Annotated in this window: 16 protein-coding genes; 13 read left to right on the top strand and 3 right to left on the bottom strand. The window is 76.2% G+C overall.

The genetic code is table 11. The features are described 5' to 3' along the window. Positions 1-253: 253 nt before the first annotated feature. A complete protein-coding gene (gene rpmB, locus ACI79Y_RS12430; protein ID WP_457085255.1) occupies positions 254-436 on the bottom strand; it encodes a 50S ribosomal protein L28 in 183 nt (60 codons plus the stop codon). 206 nt (positions 437-642) lie between these two features. Here rpmB and ACI79Y_RS12425 point away from each other — a divergent pair, with 206 nt between their 5' ends. The 13 genes from ACI79Y_RS12425 (at position 643) to ACI79Y_RS12365 (ending at position 14,084) form a co-directional block, all read left to right on the top strand. Continuing rightward, positions 643-2,238 carry a DAK2 domain-containing protein gene (locus ACI79Y_RS12425; protein WP_457158772.1) on the top strand — a complete coding sequence of 532 codons (1,596 nt, stop codon included), beginning with the start codon at positions 643-645 and terminating at the stop codon, positions 2,236-2,238. Position 2,239: 1 nt separating this feature from the next. Next, positions 2,240-4,447, top strand: a complete 2,208-nt coding sequence (recG, locus tag ACI79Y_RS12420) for an ATP-dependent DNA helicase RecG (RefSeq protein ID WP_457158771.1) — start codon at positions 2,240-2,242, stop codon at positions 4,445-4,447. Then, complete coding sequence (rsmD, locus tag ACI79Y_RS12415; protein WP_457158770.1) at positions 4,444-4,998, top strand: 16S rRNA (guanine(966)-N(2))-methyltransferase RsmD; 555 nt, start codon at positions 4,444-4,446, stop codon at positions 4,996-4,998. The genes recG and rsmD overlap by 4 nt, the downstream gene beginning before the upstream one ends. Next, positions 4,995-5,480, top strand: a complete 486-nt coding sequence (gene coaD, locus ACI79Y_RS12410) for a pantetheine-phosphate adenylyltransferase (RefSeq protein ID WP_457158769.1) — start codon at positions 4,995-4,997, stop codon at positions 5,478-5,480. The genes rsmD and coaD overlap by 4 nt, the downstream gene beginning before the upstream one ends. After that, positions 5,477-6,166 (top strand): hypothetical protein, encoded by a 690-nt coding sequence (locus tag ACI79Y_RS12405; protein WP_457085250.1) that lies wholly within the window; start codon positions 5,477-5,479, stop codon positions 6,164-6,166. Before coaD ends, ACI79Y_RS12405 begins: the two co-directional genes overlap by 4 nt. Positions 6,167-6,316: 150 nt before the next feature. After that, positions 6,317-6,997, top strand: a complete 681-nt coding sequence (locus ACI79Y_RS12400; RefSeq protein WP_457158768.1) for a YceD family protein — start codon at positions 6,317-6,319, stop codon at positions 6,995-6,997. A gap of 1 nt (position 6,998) precedes the next feature. Further along, positions 6,999-7,178: a 50S ribosomal protein L32 gene (gene rpmF / locus ACI79Y_RS12395; RefSeq protein ID WP_153362036.1), complete on the top strand. Its 180-nt coding sequence runs from the start codon at positions 6,999-7,001 to the stop codon at positions 7,176-7,178. Between the two features lie 23 nt (positions 7,179-7,201). Next, positions 7,202-8,026 carry a ribonuclease III gene (gene rnc / locus ACI79Y_RS12390; RefSeq protein WP_457158767.1) on the top strand — a complete coding sequence of 275 codons (825 nt, stop codon included), beginning with the start codon at positions 7,202-7,204 and terminating at the stop codon, positions 8,024-8,026. Then, complete coding sequence (gene mutM, locus ACI79Y_RS12385; RefSeq protein ID WP_457158766.1) at positions 8,027-8,899, top strand: bifunctional DNA-formamidopyrimidine glycosylase/DNA-(apurinic or apyrimidinic site) lyase; 873 nt, start codon at positions 8,027-8,029, stop codon at positions 8,897-8,899. It abuts the gene before it with no gap. Then, complete coding sequence (locus ACI79Y_RS12380; protein WP_457158765.1) at positions 8,896-9,168, top strand: acylphosphatase; 273 nt, start codon at positions 8,896-8,898, stop codon at positions 9,166-9,168. Before mutM ends, ACI79Y_RS12380 begins: the two co-directional genes overlap by 4 nt. 148 nt (positions 9,169-9,316) lie before the next feature. Next, the gene (locus ACI79Y_RS12375) at positions 9,317-9,508 is read left to right on the top strand and encodes a hypothetical protein (protein ID WP_457158764.1); all 192 of its coding nucleotides are present in this window, start codon (positions 9,317-9,319) and stop codon (positions 9,506-9,508) included. Positions 9,509-9,621: 113 nt separating this feature from the next. After that, on the top strand, positions 9,622-13,188 hold the full coding sequence (smc, locus tag ACI79Y_RS12370) for a chromosome segregation protein SMC (protein ID WP_457158763.1): 3,567 nt from the start codon (positions 9,622-9,624) through the stop codon (positions 13,186-13,188). Between the two features lie 53 nt (positions 13,189-13,241). Continuing rightward, positions 13,242-14,084, top strand: coding sequence for a MerR family transcriptional regulator (locus ACI79Y_RS12365; protein WP_457158762.1), 843 nt, complete (start codon positions 13,242-13,244; stop codon positions 14,082-14,084). Here the strand turns inward: ACI79Y_RS12365 and ACI79Y_RS12360 are convergent. Then, entirely contained in the window at positions 14,081-14,896 is an 816-nt protein-coding gene (locus tag ACI79Y_RS12360; RefSeq protein WP_457158761.1) for an endonuclease/exonuclease/phosphatase family protein, read from the bottom strand. The genes ACI79Y_RS12365 and ACI79Y_RS12360 overlap by 4 nt on opposite strands. After that, positions 14,893-16,581, bottom strand: coding sequence for an alkaline phosphatase D family protein (locus tag ACI79Y_RS12355; protein ID WP_457158760.1), 1,689 nt, complete (start codon positions 16,579-16,581; stop codon positions 14,893-14,895). Before ACI79Y_RS12355 ends, ACI79Y_RS12360 begins: the two co-directional genes overlap by 4 nt. Positions 16,582-16,623: the final 42 nt, after the last annotated feature.

Here is a 16,623-nt window from a genome sequence, read left to right as displayed (position 1 = left end):
CCCCCCCCCCCCCCCCCCCCCCCCCCGCCCCCCCCCCCCCCCCCCCCCCCCCCCCCCCCCCCCCCCCCCCCCCCCCCACGACTGTCCCGGAGAGGGTGGCGGGGGCCGGGTACGACAGTTCCGTGCCCGGGCCAACGACCAGCCGATCCCGCGTGCCGGGCGTCCGCGGCGAGCACACGAAAGACCCCGGAGGTCACGAGGACCTCCGGGGTCTGGGTGCCCCGGCCGGAGCCGGGAGCGGTCAGCGGGGGGACTAGCCCCGGACGACCTTGCCCGCACGGATGCAGGAGGTGCAGACGTTCATGCGCTGGCGGCCACCGCCGGCCAGCGCAGCCCGCACGGACTGGATGTTCGGGTTCCAACGGCGCGGCGTGCGGCGGTGCGAGTGCGACACCGACATACCGAAACCGGGCCCCTTGCCACAGACATCGCACACGGCAGCCACGGCGGATCACTCCCAGAAGTCGTTCAACTGAAGTCGTTTGCAGCGCGGTCGTTCGGACACGGGCACACGAGTACCCACACGCAGACTGGAGACCACTGTAGCCGGTCCCCGGCGCGGCCGTCGGACCGGCCGGAGCCGCCGGTGCTCCCGCAGCGCGCGAACGGGGACCGTCGGTCGGCGCAGGTACCCTCCCGTCCGTGCTGCAGGCGCTCGACGACGCGGCGGTCGGCCGGTGGAGCCGCGCCGTCGTCGACACGCTGTCCCGGTCCCGCGGCCGGCTCGACGAGCTCAACGTCTTCCCGGTGCCCGACGGCGACACCGGCACCAACCTGCTGCTCACCGCCGAGGCCGGGCACACCGCGCTGCAGTCGGCGGCCGGGGAGTCGGCGTGGGCCGTCCTCGCCCGAGGCGCGGTGCTCGGTGCCCGGGGCAACTCCGGCGCGATCCTCGCCCAGCTGCTGCGCGGCCTGGCCGACGGGCTGGCCGGCGCCGAGCGGGTCGACGGCCCGGTGCTCGCCGGTGCGCTGGCTGCCGCGGCGCGCACCGCCTACGGCGCGGTGGCCGACCCGGAGGAGGGCACCTTCCTCACCGTGGCCCGCGCCGGCGCCGACGCCGCGGTCACCGCGGTCGAGGTGGGCCGCGACGCGCTGCCCGACGTCGTCCGGGCCGCCGCCGACGGCGCGCGCACCGCGCTGCAGGCCACCCCGGGCCAGCTCGCCGCGCTCCGTGACGCCGGGGTGGTCGACGCGGGCGGCGCCGGCTGGTGCCTGGTGCTCGACGCACTGGTCGGCACGGTCACCGGAGAGGTGCCGGTCCGCCCGCCGCTCGCCGGCCGGCCCCACCGGCACCGGGCCGCGCCCGCGCCGCTGGTCGGCCAGCCACCTGCCGGCCCCGGGAGCGAGGTGCAGTACCTGCTGGCCGACTCCGACGACGCCGCGGTGGCCCGGCTGCAGCACCGGCTGGCCGGGCTCGGCGACTCGCTGGTCGTCGTCGGGGTCGACACCCCCGGCGGGCGGGAGTGGAACGTGCACGTGCACGTCTCCGACGTCGGGGCGGCGATCGAGGCGGGCATCGAGGCCGGCCGGCCGCACCGCATCACGGTCACGCCGCTCGCCCCGGTGCGCCCGCCGGCGGCCGCGCCCGGCGTCCGTGCGGTCGTGGCACTGGCCTGCGCGGCAGGCCTGGCCGACCTCTTCGCCGGCGAGGGGGTCACCGTGCTCACCGCCCCGGTCGACGCGGTCACCGAGGACGCCGTCCTGGCCGCGGTGCTCGGCACCGGCGCCGAGCAGGTCGTCGTCCTGCCCAACCACCCCGAGGTCACCGCCGTGGCGGCGCGGGCGGCCGAGCGGGCTCGCGAGGAGGGCCGCGACGTCGCCGTCGTGCCCACCCGCTCGGCGGTGCAGGGCGTCGCCGCGCTGGCGGTCGCCGACCCGGCGCGCCGGTTCGGTGACGACGTGATCGCCATGGCCGAGGCGGCGGCCGCCACGCGCTGGGCCGAGGTCGTCGTCGCCGAGCACGAGGCGCTCACCTCGGCCGGTCGCTGCTCCGCCGGCGACGTGCTGGGCACCGCCGACGGCGACGTCGTCGTCATCGGGGCCGAGCTCGCCGCCGTCGCCGCCGAGCTGCTGGACCGACTGCTGTCGGCCGGCGGTGAGCTGGCCACCGTGGTGGCGGGCGACGAGGCGCTGGGCGACACCGTCTGCGCGCACCTGGCCGCGGCGCACCCCACGGTCGAGGTGCTGCGCTACGCCGGGGGCGAGGGGGCGCTCCCGCTGCTGGTCGGGGTGGAGTGACGTGGCGCTGGCGATGGACACCCCGCTCAGCCGCGTGGTGGGCCCCAAGACGGCGAAGGCGATGGCCGACCAGCTGTCGCTGCACACCGTCCGCGACCTGCTGCGGCACTACCCGCGCCGGTACGCCCGGCGCGGGGAGATGAGCCGGCTGGAGGACCTCCAGGTCGGTGACCGGGTCACCGTGCTGGCCCAGGTGAAGAAGGTCAGCAGCCGGCCGATGCGCCAGCGCCGCGGCACGATCACCGAGGTCACCGTGGGTGACGGCGCGGGCAGCATGCGGCTGGTCTTCTTCAACCACCGGCACGCCCACCTCGACGTCGGGGAGTGGGGGCTGTTCGCCGGCACCGTGGGCAAGTGGCAGGGCGACCTGCAGTTCACCCACCCCGACTGCCACGTCATCACCGGCGACGACGCCGACTGGGCCCGCGCGCTGGTGCCGATCTACCCGGCGAGCAAGGACGTCTCCAGCTGGGTGATCCAGAAGTCGGTGAAGCTGTTGCTGGACGACGAGCGCTCCCTGCAGCAGGCGCTCGACGACCCGCTGCCCGCGCCGGTGCGGGAGCGGCACAGGCTGGTCCCGCTGGCCACCGCCCTGCGCTGGAAGCACCGGCCGGACTCCCAGGAACAGGTCGACCAGGCCGACGAGCGGCTCAAGTGGGACGAGGCGCTGGTGCTGCAGGCCACGCTCGCCGGCCGCCGCCGCGCCGCGGCGCTGGAACCCGGCATCGCCCGGCCGCGCCGGGCCGGCGGCCTGCTGGACGCCGTCGACGCCGCCCTGCCGTTCGCGCTCACCGACGGGCAGCGTGAGGTGGGGGAGGAGCTCGCCGCGGAGCTGGCCCGGGAGCAGCCGATGAACCGGCTGCTGCAGGGCGAGGTCGGCTCGGGCAAGACCGTCGTCGCGCTGCGGGCGATGGCCCAGGTCGTCGACGCCGGAGGGCAGGCCGCGCTGCTGGCGCCCACCGAGGTGCTCGCCGCCCAGCACGCCCGCAGCCTCGCGGCGGTCCTCGGGCCGCTGGGCCGGGCCGGGGAGCTCGACGGAGACCCGGCGGGCACCCGGGTGGTGCTGCTCACCGGCTCGCAGAAGGCCGCCGTCCGCCGGGAGGCCCGCGCCGCGGTCGCCGACGGCAGCGCCGGCATCGTCGTCGGCACCCACGCCCTGCTGCAGGAGGGCGTCGAGTTCGCCGACCTCGGCCTGGTCGTCGTCGACGAGCAGCACCGGTTCGGGGTCGAGCAACGCGACGCGCTGCGCGCCAAGGGCAACCGCCCCCCGCACGTGCTGGTGATGACCGCCACGCCCATCCCGCGCACCGTGGCGATGACCGTCTACGGCGACCTGGAGACCTCCACGCTGCGCCAGCTGCCCGCCGGTCGCGGCGGGGTGTCCAGCTCGCTGGTGCCGGTCCGGGAGAAGCCGTCCTGGCTCGACCGCGCCTGGGCCCGGGTGCGCGAGGAGGTCGCCGCCGGGCGGCAGGCCTACGTCGTGTGCCCGCGCATCGGGGACGCCGAGGACGGCAAGGGCTCCGCGCGGGACGACGACGGCCCGGACGACGCCGACGGCGCCCCGCCGGAGGACGAGAAGGGCGGCAGCGACCGGCGGCCGCCGCTGGCGGTGCTCGACGTCGCCGACGAGCTGCGCGCCGGGCCGCTGGCGGAGCTGCGGGTCGAGGTGCTGCACGGCCGGATGACGCCGGAGGACAAGGAGGCCCGGATGCGGGCCTTCGCGGCCGCCGAGGTCGACGTGCTGGTGGCCACCACCGTCGTGGAGGTCGGCGTCGACGTGCCCAACGCCACGGTGATGGTGGTGATGGACGCCGACCGGTTCGGCGTCAGCCAGCTGCACCAGCTGCGCGGCCGGGTGGCCCGCGGCAAGCACCCGGGGCTGTGCCTGCTGGTCAGCGAGGCGCCCGCCTCCTCGGCCACCGGGCAGCGGCTGGCCGCGGTCGCCGCCACCACCGACGGCTTCGAGCTGGCCCGACTGGACCTGGAGACCCGTCGCGAGGGCGACGTGCTCGGGGCCGCGCAGTCCGGGCGGCGGTCGGGGGTGCGGCTGCTGTCGCTGCTCGACGACGAGCAGCTGATCGCCGAGGCCCGGGTGGAGGCCACCCGGCTGGTCGAGGAGGGCCGCGGGCTGGCCGACCACCCGGAGCTCGCCGCGGCGGTCGCCGCCCTGGCGCTGGACGACCGCGCCGACTACCTGGAGAAGGCTTGACGAGGATCATCTCGGGAACCGCGGGTGGGCGGCGGCTGAAGGTGCCGGCGTCCGGGGTGCGGCCCACCGGCGACCGCGCCCGGGAGGGGCTGTTCAACTCCCTCGGCTCGCTGCTGGACCTCGACGGCGCCCGGGTGCTCGACCTGTACGCCGGCACCGGCGCGCTCGGGCTGGAGGCGCTGTCCCGCGGGGCAGTCGAGGTGCTGCTGGTCGAGTCCGGCCCGAAGGTGCTGCCCGTGCTGCGGGCCAACGTCGCCGCCGTCGGCCTGCCCGGTGCCCGGGTGCTCGCCGGCTCGGTGCCCACGGTGGTCGCCCGGCCGGCGCCGTCCGTCTTCGACCTGGTGCTGGCCGACCCGCCGTACGCCGTCCCGGACGAGGAGGTGCTCGGCGTGCTGCGCGCGCTGGCCGACGGCGGCTGGCTCGCCCCGGAGGCGGTCGTGGTGGTCGAACGAGCCAGCCGGGACGCGCCCTTCGACTGGCCGACACCGCTGACCGGGCTGCGCGATCGGCGCTACGGCGAGGCCGTGCTCCGGTACGGTCGCTCGTTGTGAGGCGCGCGGTCTGCCCCGGCTCGTTCGACCCGGTCACCAACGGCCACGTCGACGTCATCCGCCGTGCCGCCGCGCTGTACGACGAGCTGGTCGTCGCGGTGCTGGTGAACCCGGGCAAGGCGGGCCTGTTCGACGTCGAGGAGCGGATGGCGCTGCTGCGCGAGGCCGCCGTCGACCTGCCGAACGTGGTCGTCGACAGCTTCTCCGGCCTGCTGGTCGACTACTGCACGGCGAACGGCCTGCCGGCGGTGGTCAAGGGGCTGCGCGCCGTCGGCGACTTCGAGTACGAGCTGCAGATGGCGCAGATGAACCGCGAACTCGCCGGCGTCGAGACGCTGTTCGTGCCCACCGCACCGCAGGTCGGGCACCTCTCCTCCAGCCTGGTGAAGCAGATCGCCCGGTTCGGCGGGGACGTCTCGTCGCTGGTCCCCAAGGCGGTCAACGACCGGCTGGTGGCCCGGGCCCGGGAGGCATCCGCATGACCGAGGTCGTGTACCGGCTCTACGAGACCGTGGACGAGCTGACCACGGTCATCGAGAACGCCCGCAGCGTCCCGATGTCGGGCTCCTGCATGGTCCCGCGCGACCACCTGCTGGACCTGCTCGACGAGCTGCGCGAGACGCTGCCGGAGGAGGTGCACGCCGCCGGCGCGATCGTCGAGCAGCGCACCGAGATCCTCCAGCAGGCCCAGGCCGAGGCCGAGCGGCTGACCGGGCGCACCCGCAACGAGAGCGACCAGGTCGTCTCCGCCGCGCGGCGGCAGCGCGAGGAGATCGTCGGCACCGCCCGGCGGCAGCGCGACGAGCTGCTCACCCAGGCCCGCGAGCAGGCCGACGACCTGCTGGCCCGCGCCGAGGCCGAGGCGGAGGCGATCGTCGCCGAGGCCGAGCGGCTGCGCGACCAGCTGGTCGCCGAGGGGCGGGCGCAGGCCGAGCAGCTGGTCGCCGAGGGCGTCGCCGAGAACGAGCGGCTGCTCACCGAGACCGAGGTGTACCGCACCGCTGTCGCCCGCGCCGACGAGCTCGGCGCCCAGACGGCGGCGGAGGTGGCCCGGATGCGGGCGGAGGTCGACGAGTACGTCGACACGCGGCTGGCCGACTTCGGGAACACCCTCGCCCACATGGCGCGTTCGGTGGAGCAGGCACGCAGCAACCTCAGGACCCCCTGACCCCTGCCGCGGCCCTACCCGTTCCTCATGGCGCCCAGCGGGTGCCCGCCGGGGATCGGGTAGGCTGGACGCTTGTCCGGCTCCGTGCCGTCCCGTGCCGTTCGCTCGGGGCCGTGCCGGCACCCCACACCGACGACGACGAGTACTGACATGCCTGCTGCCTCCGCCCGCCCCTCCGACGCCGCGTCCACCGACGCCCGGCGTCCCGTCGGTGACCCCGCCGCGACCGCTGCGGAGCGTGCCGCCGCCAAGGCCTGGAAGATCGAGCTGCGCGAGCTGGGCCGCCGGGCCGGCTCGATGCGTGAGTGGGAGAAGACGCTGCCCGCCCCGGAGGGCTGGGGCGTCGAGATGATCGGCGTGCCCGAGGGTGCACCGGTCGACCTGCGGCTGCGCCTGGAGTCGGTCATGGAGGGCGTGCTCGTCTCCGGCGAGGTCGACGTCCCGGTGACCGGCCAGTGCGCCCGCTGCCTGGAGCCGCTCGAGGACACCCTCACCCTGGACGTGCAGGAGCTGTACGCCTACGAGGGCAGCACCACCGAGGCGACCAGCGGTGAGGACGAGGTCCGCCGGATCGAGGGCGAGACGATCGACCTCGCGCCGCTGGTCCGCGACACCGTCGTGCTCACCCTGCCGCTGTCGCCCACCTGCACGCCCGACTGCGCCGGCCTGTGCGTCGACTGCGGTGAGCGGCTCGACGACCTGCCCGCCGACCACTCGCACGAGGTGCTCGACCCCCGGTTCGCCGGGCTGGCCGACCGCTTCGCGCACCTGACCGACACCGCGGAGGGGTCCCAGTCCGGGTCCGCCCGCACCGACCCAGAGGAGAACTGACGTGGCCGTCCCGAAGCGGAAGATGTCGCGCGCGAACACCCGGTCCCGCCGTTCGCAGTGGAAGACGACCGCCCCCACCCTGGCCGCCTGCCAGAACCCGGCCTGCCGCGAGCTCAAGCCGCCGCACCAGGCCTGCCCCACCTGCGGTCAGTACGACGGCCGTCAGACCCTCGCGGTCTGACCAGCTCCGCACCCGCTCCCGGCGTGGCGAGCTCGACCACGACACCGGCGTCCACCGCCGACGGCTCCGTGCAGCCGTCGGCAGTGGACGCCGGTGGTCGCTCACCCGCCGGTGACGCGCACGCCGCGCAGGCCGCCCGCTGGCTGGCCGACGCCCTCGGTGTCTCGCTCCCCGGCGATCTGCTCACCCTGGCGCTGACCCACCGGTCCTACGCGTACGAGCACGGCGGCCTGCCCACCAACGAGCGCCTGGAGTTCCTCGGCGACTCGGTGCTCGGGTTGGTCGTCACCGACGAGCTCTACCGCAGCCACCCCGACCTGCCCGAGGGACAGCTGGCCAAGCTGCGGGCCTCCGTGGTCAACATGACCTCGCTGGCCAAGGTCGCCCGCTCCCTCGGCGACGGCGGCGTCGGCCCGCACCTGCTGCTGGGCCGCGGTGAGCAGACCACCGGCGGCCGGGAGAAGGACTCGATCCTCGCCGACGCCCTCGAGGCGCTGATCGGCGCGATCCACCTGGGCCGTGGCCTGGACGTCGCCAGCGCCCTGGTGCACCGGCTCTTCGACCCGCTGCTGGCCGAGTCGGCCACCCGGGGCGCCGGCCTGGACTGGAAGACCAGCCTCCAGGAGCTGGGCGCCGCGCAGGGCCTGGGCGCGCCCGTCTACGTGGTGGAGGACGAGGGCCCCGACCACGCCAAGACCTTCACCGCATCGGTGCTGCTGGCCGGCACCGCCCGCGGCCGCGGGTCCGGCCGGACCAAGAAGGCCGCCGAGCAGGAGGCCGCGGAAGCGGCGTGGCGGGCCCTCTCGGCCGAGGCGGAGGCCGAGTCGGAGAAGGCCGCGGGGGCCTGAGTGCCCGAGCTCCCCGAGGTCGAGGTCGTCCGCCGTGGGCTCGAGCGCTGGGTCGCCGGGCGCACCGTCGCCGCCGTCGAGGTGCACCACCCCCGCGCCGTCCGGCGGCACCTGGAGGGCGTCGACCACTTCGTCGCGACGCTCACCGGCGCCACGTTCAGCGCCGCCCACCGCCGCGGCAAGTACCTGTGGCTGCCGCTGACCGCCGCCGACGGCACCCCCGCCGACCGGGCGCTCGTCGCGCACCTGGGCATGAGCGGCCAGCTGCTGGTGGAGAAGCGCAGCGAGCCCGACGAGGTGCACCTGCGCGCGCGCTTCCGGTTCGCCGACGGCGGCCGTGAGCTGCGCTTCGTCGACCAGCGCACCTTCGGCGGCCTGGCCCTCGAGGAGACCACCGGCGAGGAGCTGCCGCCCCGCCTGGCGCACATCGCCATCGACCCGCTGGACCCCGGCTTCGACGAAGCGGCCTTCACCGCCGCCCTCCGCCGGCGCCGCACCGAGGTGAAGCGGGCGCTGCTGGACCAGACGCTGATCGGCGGGGTGGGCAACATCTACGCCGACGAGTCGCTGTGGCGCGCCCGGCTGCACGGTGCCCGCCCCACGGACAAGCTCACCCGCCCCCAGGTCACCGCACTGCTGGAGGGCGTCCGGGACGTGCTCGGGGAGTCGCTGGCCCAGGGCGGGACGTCGTTCGACTCGCTCTACGTCGACGTCAACGGGCAGAGCGGCTACTTCTCCCGCCACCTGGCCGTCTACGGGCAGGAGGACCGGCCCTGCCCGCGGTGCGGCACCGCCGTCGTCCGGGAGCAGTTCATGAACCGGTCCAGCTACAGCTGCCCGCAGTGCCAGCCCCGACCCCGGCGGCGCGCATGAGTGCGCGGCGGGTGGTCGCCGTCGTGGACGGTCGGGTCCAGGGCGTCGGCTACCGGTTCTTCGTGCGCCGCGCGGCCACCGCGCGCGGCCTGGCCGGGTCGGCGACGAACCTGCCCGACGGGCGCGTCGAGGTGGTCCTCGAGGGACCGGCCGACGACGTCGCCGCGGTGCTCGCCGCTCTCGACGGGCCCGACGCCCCCGGCACGGTCCGCGGCGTGCAGGCCCGGGACGACGTGGTGCAGGGGGTCCACGGCTTCACCACGGGGTGACCAAGACGACATCCACCCGACACGGGGACGCGGTAGCCGAGACGTTGACCGAGGTCGAGGCGGGTGTCACCCTGAAGCGACCAGCCCGTGCAGACCGCCTCCGGCGGTGCACGGGAACCACCTCCTGTCTGCGAGAGGCCGCTCAGTCATGGCCAAGGCCCTGTTCGGTTCCGTCGTCGCTCCGCACGAGCTCCGGATGGCCCAGGAGAACGCCGCGCTGCGCGCGCGGGTACGCCGCCTGGAGGAGGAGCTCACCGTCCTCCGCGAGGAGCGCGACAACGTCATCGCCCGCGAGCTGCTCACCCTGGCCGACGAGTCGGCCACCCCCGCGCTGGCCTGAACGACCGCCTCCGCACCACCCGCCCCGGGCGCCCCGTGAGCCGGGGTCCTGTCGGTGTGCTCGGTTAACGTCGGGCCGGCACCCGTCCCGCCGGCCACCGGAGTCTGCTCCCCGTGCACCTGTCCAGCCTGACGCTCAAGGGCTTCAAGTCCTTCGCGTCGCCGACGACGCTCCGCCTGGAGCCGGGCATCACCGCCGTCGTCGGCCCGAACGGCTCGGGCAAGTCCAACGTCGTCGACGCGATCGCCTGGGTGCTCGGCGAGCAGGGCGCCAAGAGCCTGCGCGGCGGCAAGATGGAGGACGTCATCTTCGCCGGCACGGCCGGCCGCCCGGCGCTGGGCCGCGCCGAGGTCACCCTCACCATCGACAACGCCGACGGCGCCCTCCCGATCGACTACACCGAGGTGTCCATCACCCGCCGCATGTACCGCTCCGGGGAGAGCGAGTACGAGATCAACGGCGACAAGGTCCGCCTCCTCGACGTCCAGGAGCTGCTCAGTGACTCCGGGATCGGCCGGGAGATGCACGTCATCGTCGGTCAGGGGCAGCTCGACGCCGTCCTCTCCGGCCGGCCGGAGGACCGCCGCGCGTTCATCGAGGAGGCCGCCGGCGTCCTCAAGCACCGCAAGCGCAAGGAGAAGGCGCTCCGCAAGCTCGACGCGATGCAGGCCAACCTCGACCGGCTGACCGACCTCACCGCCGAGCTGCGCCGCCAGCTCAAGCCGCTGGGCCGGCAGGCCGAGGTGGCCCGTCGTGCCGCCGGCGTGCAGGCCGACCTGCGGGACGCCCGGCTGCGGCTGCTCGCCGACGACCTGGTCGGCCTGCGCGACGCGCTGGAGAAGGACGTCGCCGACGAGACCGCCGCCCGCGCCCGCCGGGCGATCGTCGAGCAGGCGCTCGCCGAGGCGTCGCGCGCCGAGTCGACCCTGGAGCGGCAGCTGGCCGCCGACGCGCCGCAGCTCGCCGCCGCCCAGGAGGCCTGGTACCGGCTCTCCACCCTCGGCGAGCGGTTCCGCAGCGTCGCCCAGCTGGCGGCCGAACGGCACCGGCACCTCTCCGCCGCGCCCCCGGCGGGCCCGGCCGGCCGCGACCCCGAGCAGCTGGACGCCGAGGCCGACCGGGTCGAGACCACCGAACGGGAACTCGCCGCCTCCCTGGACGCCGAGCGGGCCCGGCTCACCACGGCCGTGGCCGTGCGCACCGACGTCGAGTCCGCGCTCACCGACGCCGAGCGGGCGCTGGTCGCCGCCGCCCGGGCGCTGGCCGACCGGCGCGAGCAGCTGGCCCGGCTCTCCGGCCAGGTGGCCGCCGGCCGATCCCGCGCCGCCGCCGGGGAGGCGGAGACCGAGCGGCTGGCCGCGGCCGCGGCCGAGGCGACCGAGCGGGCCGAGGCCGCCGCTGAGCGGCTGGCCCGGCGCCGCGACGAGCTCACCGAGGACGCCGGCGACGACACCGACCTCGCCGCAGCGCACGCGGCGGCGGTCACCGCGCACCGCGATGCGGTGCGCACCGTCACCGAGCTCACCGCCGCCGAGCGCGCCGCCGAGCGCGACCGGGCCGGCGCCCAGGCCCGCCGGGACGCCCTCGCCCTCGGGCTGGCCCCCGCCGACGGCGCCGCCGCGGTGCTCTCCGCGGGCCTGCCCGGCGTGCTGGGCCCGGTCGCCGACCGGCTCACCGTCACCCCCGGCGCCGAGGTCGCGCTGGCCGCCGCGCTCGGCGGCCTGGCCGACGCCGTCGTCGTCGCCGGGGTGGCCGAGGCCGCCGACGTGCTCACCCACCTGGCCGAGGGCGCCGGCGGCCGGGCCGGGCTGCTGGTCACCGGAGGCCTCCCGCCCGTCGCCCGCGACGGCTGGCCGGAGCTGCCCGCCGGTGCCCGCTGGGCGCTGGACCTGGTGCAGGCGCCGCCGGAGCTCGGCCCCGCGCTGGCCCGGGCGCTGGAGCGGGTGGCCGTGGTCGCCGACCTGCCCGCCGCCGTGGCGCTGGTGCGCACCCACCCGCGGGTCCGGGCGGTCACCGAGGGCGGTGACCTGCTCGGAGCCGACTGGGCCGCCGGTGGCCAGGCCAACGCCCCCTCCGGTCTGGAGGTGCGCGCCCGGGTCGAGGAGGCCGCCACCGCGCTCGAGGCGGCAGCCGCGCACGCCGCGGAGCTCGCCGAGCAGCTCACCGTGGCCCGGCAGGTCGCCACCGAGCGCTCCGCCGACGTCGACGCCGCCCTCACCGCCCGCCAGGCCGGTGACCGGGCGCGGTCGGCCGCCGCGGCGGAGCTCGCCGAGCTCGGCGCCGCGGCCCGGTCGGCCGTCGCCGAGGCCGAGCGGCTCGACGCCGCCCGGGTGCGCGCCGAGCAGGCCCACGAGCAGGCGGTCGCCGGGGTGGCGGAGCTGGCGGAGCGGCTCGCCGCCGCCGAGGCCGCGCCGGTGGAGGAGGAGCCCTCGACCGAGGAGCGCGACCGGCTGCGCGCCGAGGCCACCGCGGCCCGCCAGGCCGAGACGGAGGCCCGGCTGGCGGTGCGCACCGCCGAGGAGCGGGTCCGCTCGCTGTCCGGGCGGGCCGAGTCGCTGCGCCGGCAGGCCCGCCAGGAGCGCGCCGCCCGGGAGCGCGCCGCCGCCGCCCGCGCCGCCCGCGAACGGGGTGCCCGCGTCGCCGCCGGGGTGCGCGCCGGAGCCGAGGAGGCCCTCACCGCGCTGACGACGTCGCTGGCCCGGGCCGCCACCGAACGCGACGCGCTCGCCGAGGCCCGCACCGGTCGGGAGGCGGAGCTGCTCGCCGTCCGGGTCCGGGTGCGCGAGCACACCGGCGAGCTGGACCGGCTCACCGACGAGGTGCACCGCGACGAGGTGGCCCGCGCCGAGCAGCGGCTGCGGATCGAGGCGCTGGAGGCCCGGGCCGCCGAGGAGTACGGCGTCGACCTGCCCACCCTGGTCGGCGAGTACGGCCCCGCCGCCGCCGTCCCGCCGAGCCAGGCCGAGGTGACCGCGGCCGAGACGGCTGGTGAGCCGGAACCCGAGCCGGTGCCCTACGACCGGGCCGCGCAGGAACGCCGGGCCGCCCGGGCCGAGCGGGACCTGGCGGCGCTGGGGAAGGTCAACCCGCTGGCGCTGGAGGAGTTCGCGGCGCTGGAGGAGCGGCACACCTTCCTCGCCACCCAGCTGGACGACCTCAAGACCACCCGCCGGGACCTGCTGACCGTCGTCCGGGAGGTCGACGCGCGCATCCACGAGGTGTTCGCCCAGGCCTTCGCCGACACCCAGCGGGAGTTCGAGCAGGTCTTCGGCACGCTGTTCCCCGGCGGAGAGGGGCGGATCTTCCTCACCGACCCCGAGGACCTGCTCACCACCGGCGTCGAGGTCGAGGCCCGCCCACCGGGCAAGAAGGTGAAGCGGCTGTCGCTGCTGTCCGGTGGCGAGCGGTCGCTGACCGCGGTGGCCCTGCTGGTGGCGATCTTCCGGGCCCGGCCCTCGCCGTTCTACGTGCTCGACGAGGTCGAGGCGGCGCTGGACGACGTCAACCTGGGCCGGCTGATCACGCTCATCGAGCAGCTCCGCGACACCTCGCAGCTGATCGTGATCACCCACCAGAAGCGGACCATGGAGGTCGCCGACGCCCTCTACGGGGTCAGCATGCGCGGCGACGGCATCACCGGGGTGATCAGCCAGCGCCTGCGGGAACCCCAGCCTGCCTAGTCCGATGACCCGGGGCTTGCACCTCACACCGTGTCAGCGCGGAGGCTGACCTCGTGACGGTGACCATCGGGGACTTCGCCCGGCTCGGCGGTGTGTCGGTCCGGATGCTGCGGCACTACGACGCCATCGGCCTGCTCGTCCCTGCCCGGGTCGACAGCCGTACCGGCCGGCGTTCCTACGAGCTCTCCCAGCTCGGCCAGCTGAACCGGCTGGTCGTGCTGAAGGACCTCGGGTTCGGCCTCGGCGAGGTCGCCGAGATGCTGCGGGAGCCGCTCGACGAGCGGCGGGTGCGGGTGCTCCTCGAGGAACGGCGGGAGGCGACGGCGGCGCAGCTCCGTGACGCCGGCCACCGGCTGGCCCACGTGGAGGCGAGGCTCCGGCTGATCGACGGCGGAGACGCCGTGTTCGAGGACGTGCAGGTCAAAGACGTGTCGGCGGTCCACGTGGTGGGTCTGAGTTCGATCGTCCCGGTGGACGTCGACGATCTCGCGGCGGAGGTGGCGGGCCAGTTCGACCGAGTCGGGCTGGTGCTGGACGCCGCGGGGACCTCCCGGCTGGCGCCGGTCAGCCGGTCTGCGCCGATCGGCGGCGGGGAGGCGGCGGGCACGGGCACGCGGGTCACCACGGGGTACGTCGTCCCCGGCGGCGCGGTACCCGGGCTGGAGTCGATCGAGCTGCCTCCCGCCCGGGTGGCATCGGTGGTCCACCGCGGCCCGATGGCCGGCGTCCGGGTGGGCTGGCAGGCGCTCGCCCGCTGGGCCGAGCAGCGGGGCTGGAACGCGACCGGCATCGCCCTCGCTGCGGAGCGGACGGTGTTCCTCGCGGCGGGTGGTGACGACCAGTCCGAGTGGGTGGTGGAGCTCCAGCTCGAGCTCGGCCCGGGGCCCGCGGACTAGGCGCGGGCGGCCGGGACCTGGAGGTCCACGAGGAGCGGGTGGTGGTCGGACGCGCCCGAGCCGTCGAGCACCCGGGCGTCGGTCACCGTCACCCCGGCGGTCACCCACACCTGGTCGATCCGCACCCGCGGCCGGCGGGCGGGGTGGGTGAGCCCCGCGTCACGGTGCAGGGAGAAACGGCCGGTCTGGTCGCTGCGCTCGGCCGCCTGCTGCCAGGCGTCGGCGAGCAGGGCCCGCAGCGGCTCCAGCTCCGGAGCGCCGGCGTCGGCGTTCAGGTCACCGACCAGCACCCCCGGCTCCGGCACCGCCGCGTGCAGCTCCGCCACCGCGGCGGCCTGGGCGGCGCGGTCGGCCGCCGAGCCGCTGGACAGGTGCGTGGTGGTCACCCACAGCGCGCCGCCGGGCAGCCCGACCCGGGCACGCAGCGCGCTGCGCGGCTCCCCGCCCCCGGGCAGCGGGTGGACGTCGCGGGCCAGCAGCGGCAGCCGGGACAGCAGCGCGTTGCCGTACTGCCGCCGGTCGCCGTCTCCGTTGCCGCCCCCACTGCCCGGTTCGTCGATCGCCGGCCCCCATGCCAGCTCCATGTCCAGCGCCCGGGAGAGCAGTTCGGCCTGGTCGACGCCCTCGCTGCGCGGCCCGAAGTGCCGATCCACCTCCTGCAGGCAGATGAGGTCCGGGTCGGCATCGGCCAGCAGCCGGGCGAGCCGCGGCAGGTCGTGCCGGCCGTCGTCCCCGACGCCGTGGTGCACGTTGAAGGTGACCAGCCGGACCGGGGCCGTCGGCCCCTCCGGGTCGGGCGCGGATGCGGTCATGCCCCCAGCGTGGCCGATGCGCGCTCCGTTGCCGAGAGACGGGTGTCCAGCACCTGGGTGAAGTGCTCCGGGCCGTCGTCGTCGCGGGAGGTGGCCCACAGCAGGAATCGGGCGTCCCGGCCGTCGAGCACCAGCTCGCCGAGCTCGTTGCCGAAGAACGGCCCGGCCTGCTTGCGCCACTGCAGCGAGCTGGGGCGGACCCGCGCCAGCCGGTTCACCGCCCCGGTGAGTGCCCGGGCCCAGCGGCTCCAGCCGAGCTTGAAGCCGATCTCGATGGCGTGCGGGGCGGCGTTGTGCAGCGGGGAGACGGTCAGCTGGTGGATCCGGCTCTCCGTTCCGCCGGGGCACACCAGCTCGGCGGCGTAGGCGTGGTGGACATCGCCGGAGAGCACCAACGCGGTCGCCGGCGGCCGGCCCCGCTCGCCGCGTCCGACCTCGAGCAGCGTGCGGCCCAGCCGCTCGAAGGACTGCTCGAACGCCGCCCAGTGCTCCAGGTCGGCGGCCTGGCGCAGCTTCTCCATCAACCGGCCCAGCGGGCGGCCGGCGTGCCGCACCGACAGCGTCTCGTTCCACCGTTCGATGTCGTGCACCGCGTGCGGCAGCAACCACGGCAGGGAGGTGCCGATGAGCAGGTGGTCGACCCCGTCGGCGACCGCCTGGGACACCGCCGCGTCGACCCACGCGTACTCCTCGTCGTCGACGATCTTCCGGTCGGTCTCCTCCAGCGCGCGGCCGGCGCGGGTGTCCACCATGACCAGCCGGGCCGGGCCCCAGTGCCGGACGTAGCTCCATCGGACGCTCAGCGGCTCCCGGTCCGCGGCGCGGGCCATCTCGTCGAGCATCGGCCCGGCGTCCTCGTCCGGGGACGCCAGGATCGCCTGCCAGGTCTCGTTCCCGGCGAGCTCACGCGGGGAGAGGTTGCCCAGGTGCTGGTAGACCCAGTAGCTGACCAGCCCGCCGCAGATCCGCCGCTGCCACCAGTCGGTCGGGGTCACCTCGGCGCGCCAGGCGGCGGAGGTGTTCCAGTCGTCGATCATCTCGTGGTCGTCGAAGATCATCGACGACGGGATGGTCGCCATCAGCCAGCGGACCTCGGCGTCGCTCCAGGACTCCGCGTAGAGCCGGCTGTACTCCTCGAAGTCCGCCGCCTGGGCACCCGGCGGCTGGGACAGGTCACGCCGCGCCGCCATCCAGGTGCGGGTCGCCGGGGTGATCTCGTCGGCGTAGACCTGGTCGCCGAGCAGCACCAGCGCGTCGGGCCACTCGTCCTCGGGCACGGCCAGCAGGCGGCGGGCGTAGGCGTCCAGGGCGTCCGGCGGGATGTTCTCCCGCACGTCGACCGTCGTCGGGGTGGCGTACCGGCAGGACCCGAAGGCCAGGCGGAACGGGCCGGGGCGGCCGGCGGTGCGGATCCGGCTGGGCGGGAAGGCCGACTGCGCCGGCGGCCACACCCGGACGTCGTCCAGGTGCACCTCGTACGGGGTGCTGCTGCCCGGCTCGAGGTCCTCGACGACGACCAGGGCGTAGTGGTGCCCGTTCACGCCGAAGGTGCGCGCGGTGCGGCCGAGCACGGACACCTCGCAGGCCCGGTCGGTCTCCACCCACACGGTCGCCGAGACCCGGTCGACGTGTCGCAGCAGCGGCCCGAGCAGCAGGAGCGGGTGGGAGCCGGGGGTCTCGGGCATGGGCGACAGCCTGCCCCATCGGGCTGTGCGCCGGGGCGGACG

The sequence above is a fragment of the Modestobacter sp. SYSU DS0875 genome (assembly GCF_054050915.1).
The sequence above is the reverse complement of the archived record's forward strand: the minus strand, read 5'-3'. Positions and strand labels throughout refer to the sequence as shown.

Coding starts and splice junctions, on each gene's coding strand:
- ACI79Y_RS12405 (WP_457085250.1), top strand. CDS start 5,477: ATGACCGAGGTCGTGTACCGGCTCTACGAGACCGTGGACGAGCTGACC.
- ACI79Y_RS12400 (WP_457158768.1), top strand. CDS start 6,317: ATGCCTGCTGCCTCCGCCCGCCCCTCCGACGCCGCGTCCACCGACGCC.
- ACI79Y_RS12380 (WP_457158765.1), top strand. CDS start 8,896: ATGAGTGCGCGGCGGGTGGTCGCCGTCGTGGACGGTCGGGTCCAGGGC.
- ACI79Y_RS12375 (WP_457158764.1), top strand. CDS start 9,317: ATGGCCAAGGCCCTGTTCGGTTCCGTCGTCGCTCCGCACGAGCTCCGG.
- ACI79Y_RS12360 (WP_457158761.1), bottom strand. CDS start 14,896: ATGACCGCATCCGCGCCCGACCCGGAGGGGCCGACGGCCCCGGTCCGG.
- ACI79Y_RS12355 (WP_457158760.1), bottom strand. CDS start 16,581: ATGCCCGAGACCCCCGGCTCCCACCCGCTCCTGCTGCTCGGGCCGCTG.